This is a genomic window from Bariatricus sp. HCP28S3_F11 (assembly GCF_052065395.1).
Taxonomy (GTDB): domain Bacteria; phylum Bacillota; class Clostridia; order Lachnospirales; family Lachnospiraceae; genus Allocoprococcus.
This window is the reverse complement of the sequence record NZ_JBQHUC010000014.1, coordinates 1-14,648: the sequence shown is the minus strand read 5'-3', so window position 1 is coordinate 14,648 and position 14,648 is coordinate 1. Positions and strand designations below refer to the sequence as shown.

At 44.1% G+C, this 14,648-nt stretch carries 15 protein-coding genes; 13 read left to right on the top strand and 2 right to left on the bottom strand.

Annotated features, from left to right (window positions below; translation table 11 throughout):
- Positions 1-27: 27 nt before the first annotated feature.
- Genes ACTNBR_RS08280 through ACTNBR_RS08265 form a run of 4 tightly spaced genes read left to right on the top strand, consistent with a single transcriptional unit; the run spans position 28 to position 3,424 of the window.
- Positions 28-1,218: a phosphopentomutase gene (locus ACTNBR_RS08280; protein ID WP_427807475.1), complete on the top strand. Its 1,191-nt coding sequence runs from the start codon at positions 28-30 to the stop codon at positions 1,216-1,218.
- Between the two features lie 33 nt (positions 1,219-1,251).
- The gene (locus ACTNBR_RS08275; RefSeq protein WP_427807473.1) at positions 1,252-1,995 is read left to right on the top strand and encodes a Crp/Fnr family transcriptional regulator; all 744 of its coding nucleotides are present in this window, start codon (positions 1,252-1,254) and stop codon (positions 1,993-1,995) included.
- Positions 1,992-2,813, top strand: coding sequence for a purine-nucleoside phosphorylase (locus tag ACTNBR_RS08270; protein ID WP_427807471.1), 822 nt, complete (start codon positions 1,992-1,994; stop codon positions 2,811-2,813). Before ACTNBR_RS08275 ends, ACTNBR_RS08270 begins: the two co-directional genes overlap by 4 nt.
- A 41-nt stretch (positions 2,814-2,854) precedes the next feature.
- Entirely contained in the window at positions 2,855-3,424 is a 570-nt protein-coding gene (locus ACTNBR_RS08265; RefSeq protein WP_441017662.1) for a hypothetical protein, read from the top strand.
- An 81-nt stretch (positions 3,425-3,505) separates the two neighbouring features.
- On the opposite strand, the gene ACTNBR_RS08260 is transcribed toward ACTNBR_RS08265, so the two are convergent.
- Entirely contained in the window at positions 3,506-4,669 is a 1,164-nt protein-coding gene (locus ACTNBR_RS08260) for a M20 metallopeptidase family protein (RefSeq protein WP_427807467.1), read from the bottom strand.
- A gap of 305 nt (positions 4,670-4,974) precedes the next feature.
- On the opposite strand from ACTNBR_RS08260, the gene ACTNBR_RS08255 reads away from it, so the two are divergent.
- The 9 genes from ACTNBR_RS08255 to ACTNBR_RS08215 all read left to right on the top strand — a co-directional run bounded on the left by ACTNBR_RS08255 (position 4,975) and on the right by ACTNBR_RS08215 (position 14,419).
- Positions 4,975-5,718: a DUF5058 family protein gene (locus ACTNBR_RS08255; protein ID WP_441017664.1), complete on the top strand. Its 744-nt coding sequence runs from the start codon at positions 4,975-4,977 to the stop codon at positions 5,716-5,718.
- Between the two features lie 13 nt (positions 5,719-5,731).
- Positions 5,732-6,427 carry a hypothetical protein gene (locus ACTNBR_RS08250; RefSeq protein ID WP_427807463.1) on the top strand — a complete coding sequence of 232 codons (696 nt, stop codon included), beginning with the start codon at positions 5,732-5,734 and terminating at the stop codon, positions 6,425-6,427.
- Between the two features lie 29 nt (positions 6,428-6,456).
- Positions 6,457-7,827 (top strand): amidohydrolase, encoded by a 1,371-nt coding sequence (locus tag ACTNBR_RS08245; RefSeq protein WP_441017666.1) that lies wholly within the window; start codon positions 6,457-6,459, stop codon positions 7,825-7,827.
- Positions 7,828-7,957: 130 nt separating this feature from the next.
- Positions 7,958-9,592, top strand: a complete 1,635-nt coding sequence (locus ACTNBR_RS08240; RefSeq protein WP_427807459.1) for a PucR family transcriptional regulator — start codon at positions 7,958-7,960, stop codon at positions 9,590-9,592.
- Between the two features lie 203 nt (positions 9,593-9,795).
- Positions 9,796-10,470, top strand: coding sequence for a GntR family transcriptional regulator (locus tag ACTNBR_RS08235; protein ID WP_441017678.1), 675 nt, complete (start codon positions 9,796-9,798; stop codon positions 10,468-10,470).
- A gap of 27 nt (positions 10,471-10,497) precedes the next feature.
- A complete protein-coding gene (locus tag ACTNBR_RS08230) occupies positions 10,498-11,433 on the top strand; it encodes an ABC transporter permease (protein ID WP_441017668.1) in 936 nt (311 codons plus the stop codon).
- Positions 11,434-11,446: 13 nt separating this feature from the next.
- Entirely contained in the window at positions 11,447-12,394 is a 948-nt protein-coding gene (locus tag ACTNBR_RS08225) for an ABC transporter permease (RefSeq protein ID WP_441017670.1), read from the top strand.
- 12 nt (positions 12,395-12,406) lie between these two features.
- The gene (locus tag ACTNBR_RS08220; RefSeq protein WP_441017672.1) at positions 12,407-13,441 is read left to right on the top strand and encodes an ABC transporter ATP-binding protein; all 1,035 of its coding nucleotides are present in this window, start codon (positions 12,407-12,409) and stop codon (positions 13,439-13,441) included.
- The gene (locus ACTNBR_RS08215) at positions 13,442-14,419 is read left to right on the top strand and encodes an ABC transporter ATP-binding protein (RefSeq protein ID WP_441017674.1); all 978 of its coding nucleotides are present in this window, start codon (positions 13,442-13,444) and stop codon (positions 14,417-14,419) included. It begins immediately after the preceding gene.
- 6 nt (positions 14,420-14,425) lie between these two features.
- On the opposite strand, the gene ACTNBR_RS08210 is transcribed toward ACTNBR_RS08215, so the two are convergent.
- Positions 14,426-14,648: hypothetical protein (locus ACTNBR_RS08210; protein WP_441042694.1), on the bottom strand; the 223-nt coding region annotated here is incomplete at its 5' end.

Sequence of the window (14,648 nt, the reverse complement as noted above, 5' to 3'; positions counted from 1 at the left end):
GGAAACATAGATTGAGGTGAGCGTGAAATGAATGAATATAAGAGAATTTTTGTGATCGTTCTGGATTCGCTTGGAATTGGTGCCATGCCGGACTCTCCCAGGTTTGGGGATGAGGGAGTCGATACATTCGGACATATCCTGGAGAAAATGAAAACACTGGACATTCCGAATCTGAGAAAGCTTGGCATGCTGAATCTCCATACTGCCGGAGCGATGGAACCTGTTCCGGACCCGTCCGGGCGGTACCTGCGTCTCGGGGAGGCAAGTAACGGAAAGGATACCATGACCGGTCATTGGGAGATGATGGGGATTAAAACCGAAAAACCGTTCAAGACATTTACGGATACAGGATTTCCGCCGGAACTGATCGAAGAACTCGAAAAACGCTGCGGTAAGAGGGTGATCGGCAATAAGAGCGCCAGCGGAACAAAGATTATTGAAGAGCTTGGTGAGGAAGAAATCAACACCGGAGCGATGATCGTCTATACTTCTGCGGACTCTGTGCTGCAGATCTGCGGAAACGAGGAAACCTTTGATCTGGAAAATCTATACCGTTGCTGTGAGATCGCAAGAGAAATTACGATGAAGGATGAATGGCGTGTGGGCCGTGTCATTGCAAGACCGTATGTAGGTAAAAAGAAAGGTGAGTTTAAACGGACCAGCAACCGGCATGATTATGCGCTGAAGCCCACTGGTGCGACTGCGTTGAATGCTCTGAAGGATGCGGGCCTGGATGTCATCGGAGTGGGTAAGATCCACGACATTTTCTGCGGTGAGGGCATCACGGAAACCCATCATTCCAACAGCTCCGTGCATGGCATGGAGCAGACGATCGAACTGTGTAAAAAGGATTTCCGAGGCTTGTGTTTTGTCAACCTGGTTGATTTTGACGCACTTTGGGGACACCGAAGAGATGTAGAAGGATATGCAAAAGAGATCGAGAAATTCGACAAGAATCTGGGTATCCTTCTGGATGAACTAAGAGAGGATGACCTGCTGATGCTGACGGCAGATCACGGAAATGATCCGACTTACACCGGTACGGATCACACCAGGGAATATGTGCCGCTTATCGCCTATTCCAGAAAGATGGAAGGCGGCGGTGCGCTGGAGAACGAGGATACCTTTGCGGTTATTGGGGCTTCGGTGGCAGAAAATTTCGGCGTAAACATGCCGGAAGGAACAATCGGACATTCCATTTTGAAAAAACTGGTCTAAAAATGGCCGTGTCAAAAGAAAGGAGGAAGATGCGTGAAACATAATTATTTGTATGATGCACTTCCGTTCTTGAAGGATGTAGAAAAAGAGCGGCAGGAACAATTTAAAGAATATTTTAAAAGTGCTCCGTTGTGGCTTATGGAGAACTTTCAGATAGAAGAACTGAAAAAAGGAACCATTTTTGTAAGAGAAGGGGAACCGGCAGATACGATATTTTTTATAGGAAGCGGCATTATCGAAGCAATTGATTATCGGGTATACGGGACGCCATACGATTTTATGCAGTTTAACCGGGTCTACGCGTTCGGAGGAATGGAATTTCTGATGGATCTGGACAAATACATGACCACGCTGCGTACTGTGACTGACTGTGTGGTGGTAAAGCTCCCGAGAAATAAATTTGAAAAATGGATGTATTCGGATATTCAGTCACTGAAGCATGAGGCAAAACTGGTCGGAGAATATCTTCTCAAAGAGGGGCGGAACAGCCGTCTGTTCCTTTTCATGCAGGGATCTGACAGGCTGGCGCTGCTTTTTGTTGAGCGCTATGAGAGATACAGTAAGAATGGAATTCTTCATGTCAAGGGAAATCGGCAGAATCTGGCGGATGAGACGGGACTTTGCGTAAAGAGTGTGAGTAGGGGTGTGAAGAAATTTCAGGAAGAAGGGCTGATCACGAAGGAGGGTAATCAGATCCTGATCAGCAAAGAACAGTATGAAGGATTAAAGAAAATCGTTTCAGAGAAAATTGATTTAGGAGAAGGAGGCTTGCGATGAATGACATTTACAAAAAACTGGAAATGTGCTTAAAAAGTGTAAGAACAAAAACGGATTTTCAGCCGGAGGTGGCGCTGATCCTCGGCTCGGGGCTTGGCGATTACGCAGATGGAATTCAGATAGAACAAACCGTAGATTATACAGAGATTGAAGGGTTTCCGGTATCAACGGTGGCGGGGCATAAAGGAAGATTTGTGTTCGGATATGTGGGTGAGGTTCCGGTCGTTGTCATGCAGGGACGCGTCCATTATTATGAAGGATATCCGATGTCTGATGTGGTGCTTCCGACCCGATTGATGGGGATGATGGGAGCGAAGAAGTTGATTCTTACCAATGCGGCAGGTGGAGTGAACTTTGACTATAAGCCGGGAGATTTCATGATGATCACCGATCATATTACGACAGCGGTTCCGAGTCCGCTGATCGGACCGAATATTGATGAACTTGGAGCGCGATTCCCGGATATGAGTGAGGTATACAGCCTGCGAATCCGTGAAATCATCAGGGAAGAGGCGGAGAAACTTGGAATTTCGCTTCGGGAAGGCGTTTATGCACAGCTCACCGGGCCGGCCTATGAGACGCCGGCAGAGATTCGGATGTGCAGGAGCTGGGGAGCAGATGCCGTGGGAATGAGTACGGCATGCGAGGCAATGGCTGCCCGTCATATGGGAATGGAAGTGTGCGGTATCTCTTGTATCACGAATTTAGCAGCAGGTATGTCAACGAAACAGCTTGATCACAAAGAGGTTCAGGAGACGGCGGACCGCGTGGCTGTGCAGTTTAAAGCATTGATTACTGCGATTGTGAGCAACATCTGACTTAAGATGTGTAAATAGTTTTTAATGAATACTGCGCAACATTGGAAGGATCTGTATTTGAGAATTTGACTCCGATCGTATCAATGGATGATGCTCCGGTAGATAACCTTAGTACAATTGATGTACTTCGTGAACGCCGTGATACAATAGGTCTTAAGATGGAACTGGATACTACGATTCATTCAATGACCATAGAAAACAAGATTCAGCAGATTGAAGAAACAGTTAAAGAATATAAAGGAAAGACTGTAACCTCTGCAGATAAGGAAGCTATCGTACGTCTGGCAACTGAAATTGATGCATTAATTGCGTCAGGAAGTCTGTCAGAAGAAGAAATGGATACATTACGCTCTGTAAAATCAGATGTATCAGAAATGCTGGCTAAAATTGTTGAGGAAAAAAACAATTCCGACAATAAAGATAATGCTGGTAATAATAATACTGGTAACCAGGGTGATGCAAAACCGTCTGATAAGATAAACGGAAAGGGCAATGGCTCTGTAAAGACAGGAGACACGAATGCAGTTATGCCGTGGATGATTCTGTTGTTTGTAAGTGGTGCCGGAATTATAGGTGCGGCAGAAGTATCCAGAAAAAAACAGAATAAATAAAAGAGGAGGAGTCCTGTGAAATGCCTGATCGTTGAGAAGGGAGGCATTTTGCAGGACTCTGGTTGTGTATTCAAATATGACTTATCTACTTAATTTTTTTAATACGGCTGTTGTATAGATAGCGGCTCCGATCGGAAGAACATCTTCATTAAAGCGGATCTTCGGATTATGCTGAGGCAGTCTTTCGTCCGGATTTTCCACACCGGCTCCCACCATATAGAAGGTTGCCGGTACCAGTTCGGAGATACAAGCGAAATCTTCCGATCCCATTGCGTGGAATTCATCTACGATAAGAGAATCATCGACTTCATGGATCACGTCCCGGCTCCATGCATTTTCCTGTTCGTCACATACAAGAGGCGGTACATCACTGAGGACTTCAATCTCCGCTTTGGTGCGATAGGCCTCGGCGATATTCTGCGTGATGGTATGAATCCTCTGGATCATTCTCTCACGAAGTACCGGATCGAATACGCGGAGTGTGCCTTCCAGTTCTGCTGTTTCCGGGATAATATTGGCAGCACTTCCTGCGTGGAATTTGCCGATGGTCAAAGCGACCTCATCAAATCCGGAAACTTCTCTGGACATCAGTTCCTGCAGTCCCAGATGGATATGGATTGCCGTATTGATCGGATCGACACCGTGCTCCGGTGAGGAGCCGTGTACGCCCTGCCCGGTCAGTTTGATCCGGAAACCGTAAACACCGGCAGCAGGAACCTTGTGGCCGCCAAGTGTTCCCAGAGGTTTCTGAGAAAATACATGAAGAGCCAGCGCGGAATCAACATGTGGGTTCTCCATGACACCGCCTGCAATGGCTGCCTTTGCTCCGGCAAAGATTTCTTCTGCTGACTGGAACAGAAGCTTTGCAACACCGTTTAATTCAGATTCATGTGCCTTGATCAGTTTTGCGGCACCAAGCATCATTGCCGTGTGCATATCATGTCCGCAGGCGTGCATGCATCCGTTTGTAGAAGCGAATGATTCGCAGGATTTTTCTTCTATGGGAAGGGCATCCATATCGCCGCGGATCATATAGCATACGTCTCCGTGCCCAATCGTGGCAACAATATTGGAACTTTCTTCATAGACCGTATATTCAATTCCCATTTCATCCAGTTTCTTTGTGACAAAATTTACCGTTTTCGGAAGAGTAAGACCAAGTTCCGGAATTTGATGAAGTTCGCGTCTCCATGCAATCATCTCGTCTTTGATCTTTTCTGCTTCCAGCATAATCTGATTTTTCATATAGACCTCCTTTTTCTGCTCAGAGCCAGCCTCGAAGATACTGCCTGGGTCTGAACAGCTATCGTGTTCTTTATAATAGAATACCTTTTTATTTATCAAAGTGTAAGAAATATATTTTCTAAAATGGTATAAATATTTTTTAATGTACACTTTTTCACAGTACTTGAATGAAAAAGTGAAAAAATGTTCACTGTTAGAGGAAAGTTAAAGAAAAGTGAAATTTTCTTTATTTTTATCGGGAAATAAAAACATTATGATTATCAATAGAACTTATAGATAAAAGTTATTAGAAGGAGGAGACAAAAATGGATGTAATGCAGATTGCAAATGGAATCCCAATGTGGATAGCCTGTGGTATTCCGGTAGTACTCGTAGTGATTCAGGCTGTTCTTTTTGCGAGAGGGGCGTACGGTGCAGGAAAGAAGATGGGACTTGGTGAGGACAAGATGAAGAAGGCAATGAAGAGCAGTGCCATCACATCAATTGGTCCATCCATCGTGGTACTCAGCGGAATGCTTTCATTATTAGTAACGGTAGGAGGACCGGTAGGCTGGATGCGCCTTTCTATGATTGGTTCTGTTATGTTTGAATCTATCGCAGCAGGACTTGGTACTTCAGCAGTAGGTGTAACGCTTGGTACAGATCCAATGACTGAGGAAGCTCTTGCCATGGCAGTATGGACCATGGTTCTCTGCTCTGTCGGCTGGGTAATTTTCTCAACTTTCTCAGCAAACAAGATGGATAAGATTGAGCATAAGCTTTCCAAAGGTAACTCCGGTACACTTTCAACCATCGCAAACTGTGCGATCATCGGTGTATTTGCAGCCATGGTTGCAAGCCATATTTCAAAACCGTTCTATTCAATGGTATTAAAAGCCGATGAAGTGGCAATGTCTTCCGCATGGCATAACATGCTGGCATGCATTCTCGGAGCAGTTATCATGTTTGTACTGAATACCGTTGCCAATAAGAAAAATATCGGATGGCTGAAAGAATGGGCCCTGACAATTACGATTCTGGGTGCAATGATCATCACTGCACTGGTTTAAGGAGGAAGATAAGATGAGCAATAATTTCTATAAAGACGAATATATGCCTAAGGTAAATAAAATAGGTAAGCTTACCGGCGTGCTGGGAGTTATATTAGCTTTTTCACCGGCAATCGCACTTGCAGTTGTTTACGGAATCCTTCCAAAACCGGCAGCGCTCTTGACCGCATTTATCAGCGGTGTCAGCGCATTTGGAGTTCTGTGGTTTGTAGAGCCGATTTCTTATTATCCGGTACTTGGAACCGCAGGAACCTACATGGCATTCCTTTCCGGTAATATTTCAAACATGCGTGTACCGTGTGCAAGTATGGCACAGGTGGCAGCGGATGTTGAACCGGGTACCGAGCAGGGATCTATTATTGCAACTTTAGGTATGGCTGTTTCTATTATTATTAATGTATCTGTTCTTACAATCGGAGCCATTCTTGGAACAAGCGTATTGTCTATGCTTCCTGCTACTGTTAAGACGGCACTTAATTATCTGCTTCCGGCACTTTTTGGTGCACTTATGGTTCAGTTTGGTATAAAGATGGTGAAACATAGCCTGATTATGCTTGTCATCGCATTTGCACTTTACTTTGCAATTGGTATCGGTCTTTTCAACTGGCTTCCGGGCGCTTCTAACTGGCTTGGAACTCTGGGCTGTGTATTTATCAGTATTGCAGTTGGATTTGCTACCATGTCAAATAATACAAAGAAGAAAGCGTAAGATTTTAGAATTGTATTGGAGAGGGTGAAATGAAAATGGAAAAGAAAGATCTTCATCTTGAGGTGAAGAAAATGGAGTCACTTCTTCGGACTTCCTGCAGAACGATCTGGGAAAATCCGGAAGTAGGTGGGACTGAAAAAGCTTCGGCAGATTATTTCCGCAGGCTTTTGGATTCAGAAGGATTTCATATTGCAAATGAAGAGCATCTGGAACATGCATTTTATGCAGAATACGGATCTGGGAAACCGGTGATTGCAATTTTAGGGGAATATGATGCGCTTCCCGGACTTTCACAGAAAGTGACGGACAAAAAGGAACCGGTTAAAGCGGGTGCACCGGGACACGGATGTGGGCATAACCTGCTCGGTTCCGCGGCAGCAGTCGGTGCGATCGCAGTAAAACGTTATCTGGAAGCGGAAGGAATAAGTGGAACGGTACGTTTTTACGGATGTCCGGAAGAAGAACTTCTCTGTGGAAAAGTGAAAATGGCATATTATCATATGTTTGACGGATGTGATTTTGCGATCAGCTGGCATCCGATGAGTGCGAACATGGTCTATGACAATGGATATCTGGCAAGTGCATCTGCACATTTTGAATTTAAAGGCAGAAGTTCTCATGCGGCATTTGCACCGGAGCTTGGAAGAAGTGCGCTGGATGCAGTGGAACTTATGAATGTAGGTGTGAACTATTTAAGAGAGCATGTGACATCCAAAGCACGAATTCATTACACCACAGACAGCGGTGGATTTGCTCCGAATATCGTTCCGCCGAGAGCGGGTTCATGGTACTTCGTGAGAGCACCGTACATTTCCGACGTAAAAGAGATTCTTGCAAGAGTTGGAAAAGTGGCGGAAGGCGCAGCACTTATGACAGAAACCCAGGTGGAAATGAAAGTGGATTATGGATGCTGTGAAATGCAGGAAAATCATGCGTTTGGAGATCTGGCTTATGAAAATCTGAAAGAGGCAGAACTGCCTGTATTTGACGAAGAAGAAATGGCATTCGCCAATCGACTCCTTGAATCCGTTTCCGACGCAGACAAAGAGAAAGCGCAGAAGTTGTATGAGACAGAAGGAAAGCCGATGGTGTGGAAATTGAATTCGCGCAATCTGTATGAGATCAATCCGCTTACTGCATCTTCCGACAGCGGAGATGTCAGTCATATGATGCCGATGTGTGCGATATCGACATCCTGTTGGCCGGCGGGTGTGGCTCCGCATACCTGGCAGTCGGCAGCTGCAGCCGGTAGTTCCCTTGGAGAGAAAGGAGCGCTGTGTGCTGCGCAGGTTATTGCCGGAATTGCATATGATCTCTATAATAAGCCGGAAGTTCGGGAAGATATCTTGAAAGAGTTTGAAGAAAAGAAGGATGAATATACTCCGATGTATGAAGGCTAGTCCGGAGAAATCATGAATCATAAATAAGTGTAACAATCGTATTCTTGACATCAAGTCAAGGCGAATGTTACACTTGTTTTAAATTTGGATACAATTGGATTGGCTTGTTTTACAAAAGGTGGAAAGAAATATGGGAATAGCATTGTATCAACTGTTGGCCTTGGATTTTTTTAAAGATTTTCATGTGGTGGCCGGAAAGAATGGATTGTCTAAAGAAGTGCAGGGAATCGCAGTTATGGATTCTCCGGATGCCTTTCGATGGGCTAAGGGAAAAGAACTTTCGATGACGTCGGGATATGCGCTTTCGAAGGAGCCTCACTGTTTGGATGACGGATTTAAGAACGGGATCATGCAGCGTACAGCCGGACTTATGATTAAGAGGGCGCGATACATGGATGAGATTCCGGAGCATGTGATCGAATTGTTTGAGAAACACGATGTACCGCTCATCAGCATGCCATTTGAAATTGCGTTCATGGATGTCATTAATCAGATTAATGTGACTGTGATGAACCAGGCATTTCGAAGATTCCGAATTCAGAATGACAGTGTGTTTCAGCTGTCTAATCTGGATTTTAAAGAAAGGAAAATCAAAAAAATTCTTCAGGCTGTAGAGTTGGAGATGCATTTCCCGGCTTTTCTCTATGATATCAGCGAAGAAAAGGCGTATTACAGTTCTGCAAACTTCAGAAGAATATCGGATGATTCCCATTTGAAGGATGAGGATTACTGGAATCCTTCCATGGAACACACAAGACATATTCTCTGTGAACATATTAATATGATGAGATACCGTTTGATCGATCCGCAAAGCCCGGATGGTCCAAGGATCAGCTGGATTCTGATTCCCATTGTCATGAATGAAGTGGTGCAGGCTTACTTTGTTGTCATGGAGTCAAAGGAATTTATAGATTATTGCGATGAGTATTCGATTCGGATTGCGTTCCTGGAACTTCAATCGGTGTACGAACAGATCATGGTTGCACAAAGTGTCGGAAATATCGGATTTGAGAACTTTATTTTGTATGCTCTGAATTATGATGAGAAAGACAAGGACCGGTTGATCTATCAGGCAAGCCAGCATGGCATTCCCATGTCGAAGAAATATATCTGTATGATGTTTGCCCAGACGAAAGATGCAGCTGTTAATGCCAGAGACGAACGTAAGAATTTTGTGAGAGCTTTTCAGGACAGCTCGGTATCTAAATTTGGGAGATTTGCGTTTTTGGATGAGAACAATGGAATGATTCTCTGGGATACACAGGAAAAAGATATGTGCAGTCTGAAATATTTGGAGAATGTCTTGGAAGAGTTCCGGCTTAAGGTCAGAGAAAAATGCAGCAATATGGAGCTGGAATTTGCGATATGCCGTGATTCTGTGGATCTGCTGTCGCTGAAGAAGAGTGTGCAGAAATGCCAGAAAGTGATGACGATGGGCAGGAAGCTGTTCGCAGAAAAACAGATCTGGGATTATGAGATGCTGGGGCCATATGCATGGATCGATATTGAAGAAGAGGAACTGGAGGAAATGCTGAGCCAGTACCGGATCCTTATGGAAGATGAGAAGAACAGAGAACTTTTGAAGACTTTGAAGATTTATCTGGAAAATAACATGAACTTTAGCATTACAGCAGAGAAAATGTATGTACACATCAATACGATCCGCAAGAGAATTGCCAAGATCAAGGAACTGTTGGATGTGGAATTGGAAGATCGGATTTCCAGACTCAAGATAGAGATGCTTTTGCAGTTTTTATCGCTATAAAACAAAAACAGAACAGTGTGGATTTTGCGTATATAAGATAAAATGCACAAAATCCACACTGTTTTTGTGTGCAGTTTGTGAAAAAAGCAATGATAAGCTACCCTTTAAATTGTTAACAATTGACAATTTACAATATTAAAGTTATAATGTTATCAAGATTGTTGAAAAAATAGCAAAGGAAGGAGGCTGAATTTGTGGCAGATATGGAACAACCTGTATTGTCGAAAAGAACGTTGCGTGAGAGGATTGCAGAGATTCTGAGAATGCAGATTCTCCGGGCAGATATCAAGCCGGGAGAACGTATCATTGAGGAAGAGATTTCAAAAAAATATGAAGTCAGCCGGGGACCGGTCAGAGAGGCACTTAGACAGATTGAAGAGGAAGGGCTGGTCACCTATGTTCCACATAAAGGGTGTGTGGTGAAGGTCCTGACACATGAAGAGATGTCAGAATCTTACCTGATTCGTTCCACGTTGGAAGGGCTTGCGGTGAAGATCTATTCCGGGAAGATGAGTCAGAACGGTTTTGAAAAATTGCGTCAGTCTATTGGGGAACTTAGAGAAAGGGCTGAAGAGAAGGATTTGTATGGAATTATTACTGCAGATGAAAAATTCCACGAGGCGATTGTAGAGGAAGCCGGATGCAAGAAATTATATCAAATGTGGAAATCACTCCAGGGGGCCAATACAGCAACGTATCATACAATGAAAACACAGGGTATGATGCCTTATGATGTGCTGGGACTGAATCATCAGTATATATTGGAAAAGTTTGAAAGGCAGGAAGATGTTGATACGATTGTACAAGCGATCAGTGATCATTATATGATTGTTCCTGAGACTCTTTATAATGCCACAAAACAAAAAGATAACGCATAGAAATCGTGCGAAGGAGGAAAAAGGGAAATGTTGAAATTTATTGGAAAGAGGCTTGCTTATGCGATATTGACATTGTTTCTTATCGCGACGGCTACGTTTTTCCTGGTTGCAGGCGCACCGGGGGATCCGATTGCTGCTAAAGTAGGACAGATGCCGGAACAGGCCCAGGAAATCATTAATGCAAAGTACGGATTTGATAAACCGGTAGTAGAACGGTATTTCCTGTATATGAAGAATCTTATTACGACAGGAAATTTTGGGGAATCGATTATTTATACCGGAAAGACCGCAAATGACGTTATTAAAACAAATACGCTGGTTTCGGCCAAGATCGGTCTTATTGCGATTTTACTTCAGGCAACGATAGGAATTTCGCTGGGATTGATTGCTGCTTTGAACAGAGGAAAGCCGGTGGACCATGTCATACGATTTCTGGTGGTACTGGCCATATGTGTGCCGAGTTTCGTATTTGCAGCGCTGCTGCAGTACTTCCTGGCGTTTAAATGGAAGCTGGTACCGGTATTTGGGTGGGGAGAATTGAAGCATTACATTCTTCCGGTAGCAGCCTATGCAATCGGAGGTATTGCCTCTTATACAAAATATATGCGAAGCAGTACATTGTCTGTAATCAGTGAAGATTACATTGTTACTGCCAAAGCAAAAGGATGTACAAAGGGAAGAGTTATCAAAAAGCATGTACTCCGTAATTCTATGATTCCAATCGTTACGATGATTGGACCGGCAGTGGCAGGTGTGTTCGCAGGATCCTTTATTCTTGAGAAAATGTTCTCTATTCCGGGACTTGGTTTCTATTATGTGAAGGCCGTGTCTGATAATGACTACACGATGGTTATCGGACTTACCATCTTCTTTGCGATGCTCTATGTAGGAGCACTGATTGTTGTAGATATTCTGTACGGTGTCGTTGACCCGAGAATTCGTGTTACGAAAGGTGAGAAATAAGTGAGGTATAGAGATGAACGAGAATTGTGTTAATAATATGGAAGATATGTCTCTGTCAGAAGACTTATTCGAACGTGTAGGTACCGAAGGGTTATCGGGAGAAGATATCGGAGCAAAATCGCTTACATACTGGGCGGATGTGTGGAGAAGATTCCGCTCGAACAAACTGGCATTACTTGGACTTGTACTGTTAGTTCTGGTTGTTGTTTTATTGTTTGCCGGTCCTACTATTTCCGGTCAGGACTATCAGTTTATTGATGCTTCTCAGAAGAATCAGCTTCCAAGTGCAGAGCACTGGTTTGGTACGGATGATATGGGAAGAGACTTATTTACACGAGTTTGCGTAGGCGGACGTATTTCGATTTATATCGGTCTTTGCTGTACACTCGTTATGTTTGTGATCGGAGCTCTGGTTGGTGCGATTGCCGGATTGAAAGGCGGAATCGTCGATGATTTGATTATGCGTGTCTGTGAATTTATCGGAAACCTTCCGTATCTGATCATTGTAGTTATCCTTTCCATGGTTATGGGAAGAAGTTTATTTTCACTGGTATTTGCCATGTCTCTTACTGCATGGGTAGGAACGGCTCGAATGGTACGTGGACAGATCCTGCAGATTAAGGAAATGGATTATGTGCAGGCATCCAGGGCGTTGGGCGCAGATACAGGCAGAATTATCATCAAGCATCTGCTTCCGAATACACTGGGAATCATCATGGTCGACATTACAATGTCTGTACCGGGATTCATCTTCAGTGAGGCGTTCCTTAGTTACATCGGACTTGGAGTCAGACCGCCGGAGACAAGCTGGGGTGCTCTTGCAAGTGCAGGACAGCAGAACTTGATGTTCTACCCGTATCAGCTTTTCTTCCCGTGTTTGCTGATTGTCCTTACGATGTTATCTTTCCATCTGATCGGCGATGGACTTTCAGATGCATTGGACCCGAAACTTAGACAGTAGGAGAGTAAGAAAATGAGTGAAAAATTGTTAGAAGTGAAAGATTTGCATGTTTCTTTCAACACTTATGCAGGAACATCACACGCAGTCAGAGGTGTGGACTTCTATCTGAATAAGGGGGAGACACTTGCAATTGTAGGAGAGTCGGGATGTGGAAAGACGGTTACGTCCAAAGCAATCATGGGACTTCTTCCGGAGTCAAATACGATTATTAAAAAAGATGGAGAATCTGCTATTTATTTCCATGGCGAGAATCTTCTGAACTATAGTGAAAAGCAGATGACGAAGATCAGAGGAAGCAAGATTTCCATGATTTTCCAGGATCCGATGACATCCCTTAATCCGACCATGAAAATTGGTGATCAGATTATGGAAAGTATTCTGATCCATCGTAAAGTATCCAAAGAAGAAGCGAGAAAAGAAGCGCTTCAGATGCTGGAATTGGTTAAAATCCCGAATGCGGCAGAAAGAATGAAGCAGTATCCGTTTGAATTCTCGGGCGGTATGAGACAGAGAGCTATGATCGCGGTTGCACTGGCCTGCAAACCGGAGGTCTTGATTGCTGATGAGCCGACTACCGCTCTGGACGTTACCATTCAGGCACAGATCATGGAACTGATCGGTGAACTGCAGAAGCAGCTCGATATGGCCGTGATTCTTGTTACGCATGACCTCGGTGTGGTTGCAAGTGTTGCGGACAGGATTCAGGTTATGTATGCCGGCAAGGTTGTAGAACGTGGAACAGTAGATGAGATTTTCTACCATTCTACACACCCGTATACAAGAGCTCTTTTGAATTCTGTGCCAAAGATTCATACAAATAACAAAGCAACTCTGTATTCTCTGAAAGGAACTCCGCCGGATTTGATCAATCCGCCGGTGGGATGTTCTTTTGCACCGAGATGCGAATATGGAATGAACGTATGTCGTCAGAAATATCCGGATATTACACGATTCAGTGATTCACAGGAATGTTCCTGCTGGCTGCATCACCCGAAAGCTGATGTTGCCGGTCTTCCGGAAGGTATGATCAGAAGGAGCGTGAAATAGATGGCAGAAAAAGAAGTACTGATTGAAGTAAAAGACTTAAAGAAATATTTCCAGGTTGGAAAGCATGCGACACTGAAGGCGGTGGATGGCGTCAATTTTAAGATTTATAAAGGGGAAACGCTGGGACTGGTAGGTGAGTCCGGATGTGGTAAGACAACTTGCGGCAAGACGGTTATGGGGCTTTATGAAGCAACAGGCGGACAGGTTATCTTTGATGGAACTGATATCCACAGCCTAAATCGTAAAGAGAAAAAGGAATTTACAAAGCGCGCACAGATCATTTTCCAGGATCCATATTCTTCCTTGAATCCGCGTATGACGGTTGAAGATATTATTGGTGAAGGAATTGATATTCATGGTCTTTATAAAGGGGAAGAACGTAAGCAGAAGATTCATGAACTGTTGGAACTGGTTGGACTAAACAAGGAACATGCGCTTCGTTTTCCACACGAGTTTTCAGGTGGACAGAGACAGCGTATTGGAATTGCAAGAGCACTTGCAGTAGAACCGGAATTCATTGTCTGTGATGAGCCGATTTCTGCTTTGGATGTTTCCATTCAGGCACAGGTGGTTAACCTTCTGATCGAACTTCAGAAGAAAAAGAACCTTACTTATTTATTTATCGCACACGATCTTTCCATGGTAAAACATATCTCTGACCGTGTAGGTGTTATGTATCTTGGAAATATGGTGGAATTTGCGTCAAGTGATGAACTCTACTCTGAGCCGCTTCATCCGTATACGAAGGCACTGATGTCAGCGATTCCGATTCCGGATCCGGATGAAGAAAAGAAAAAGAAAAGGATTCCGATCGAGGGAGAGATCCCGAGCCCGATCAATCCAAAGCCTGGATGCCGGTTTGCGGCAAGATGCCGTTACGCGACAGATGCATGCCGCGAGGCAACACCGGAACTAGTGGAAGTAAAACCGGATCATTTTGTGGCATGTCACAGAGTAAAAGAGCTGAATAATCTATAAGCTGCTTTAGGGGGATTTCACAGCGAAAGCTGATGAGATATTCAGATACGGGGAAGAAAAAAGAGAGGATTTTCCGTATCCGGGGGCAAAAGAAGCTTTTGCTCCGTCAACTATACCGGGTAGTGTCAAGTAATCTATGAAAAACTGGGCCGAAAAAAACAGGCTCAAACGAACCTTGAAAATTGCAAATATATAAGACGGAAGGCCCTCCGGGGGCTCAGGGCGCTGC

Excerpts from the sequence above, each read along its gene's own strand:
- ACTNBR_RS08280 (WP_427807475.1), top strand. The coding sequence starts at position 28 with ATGAATGAATATAAGAGAATTTTTGTGATCGTTCTGGATTCGCTTGGA.
- ACTNBR_RS08270 (WP_427807471.1), top strand. The coding sequence starts at position 1,992 with ATGAATGACATTTACAAAAAACTGGAAATGTGCTTAAAAAGTGTAAGA.
- ACTNBR_RS08260 (WP_427807467.1), bottom strand. The coding sequence starts at position 4,669 with ATGAAAAATCAGATTATGCTGGAAGCAGAAAAGATCAAAGACGAGATG.
- ACTNBR_RS08255 (WP_441017664.1), top strand. The coding sequence starts at position 4,975 with ATGGATGTAATGCAGATTGCAAATGGAATCCCAATGTGGATAGCCTGT.
- ACTNBR_RS08250 (WP_427807463.1), top strand. The coding sequence starts at position 5,732 with ATGAGCAATAATTTCTATAAAGACGAATATATGCCTAAGGTAAATAAA.
- ACTNBR_RS08245 (WP_441017666.1), top strand. The coding sequence starts at position 6,457 with ATGAAAATGGAAAAGAAAGATCTTCATCTTGAGGTGAAGAAAATGGAG.
- ACTNBR_RS08240 (WP_427807459.1), top strand. The coding sequence starts at position 7,958 with ATGGGAATAGCATTGTATCAACTGTTGGCCTTGGATTTTTTTAAAGAT.
- ACTNBR_RS08235 (WP_441017678.1), top strand. The coding sequence starts at position 9,796 with ATGGAACAACCTGTATTGTCGAAAAGAACGTTGCGTGAGAGGATTGCA.
- ACTNBR_RS08230 (WP_441017668.1), top strand. The coding sequence starts at position 10,498 with ATGTTGAAATTTATTGGAAAGAGGCTTGCTTATGCGATATTGACATTG.
- ACTNBR_RS08225 (WP_441017670.1), top strand. The coding sequence starts at position 11,447 with ATGAACGAGAATTGTGTTAATAATATGGAAGATATGTCTCTGTCAGAA.
- ACTNBR_RS08220 (WP_441017672.1), top strand. The coding sequence starts at position 12,407 with ATGAGTGAAAAATTGTTAGAAGTGAAAGATTTGCATGTTTCTTTCAAC.
- ACTNBR_RS08215 (WP_441017674.1), top strand. The coding sequence starts at position 13,442 with ATGGCAGAAAAAGAAGTACTGATTGAAGTAAAAGACTTAAAGAAATAT.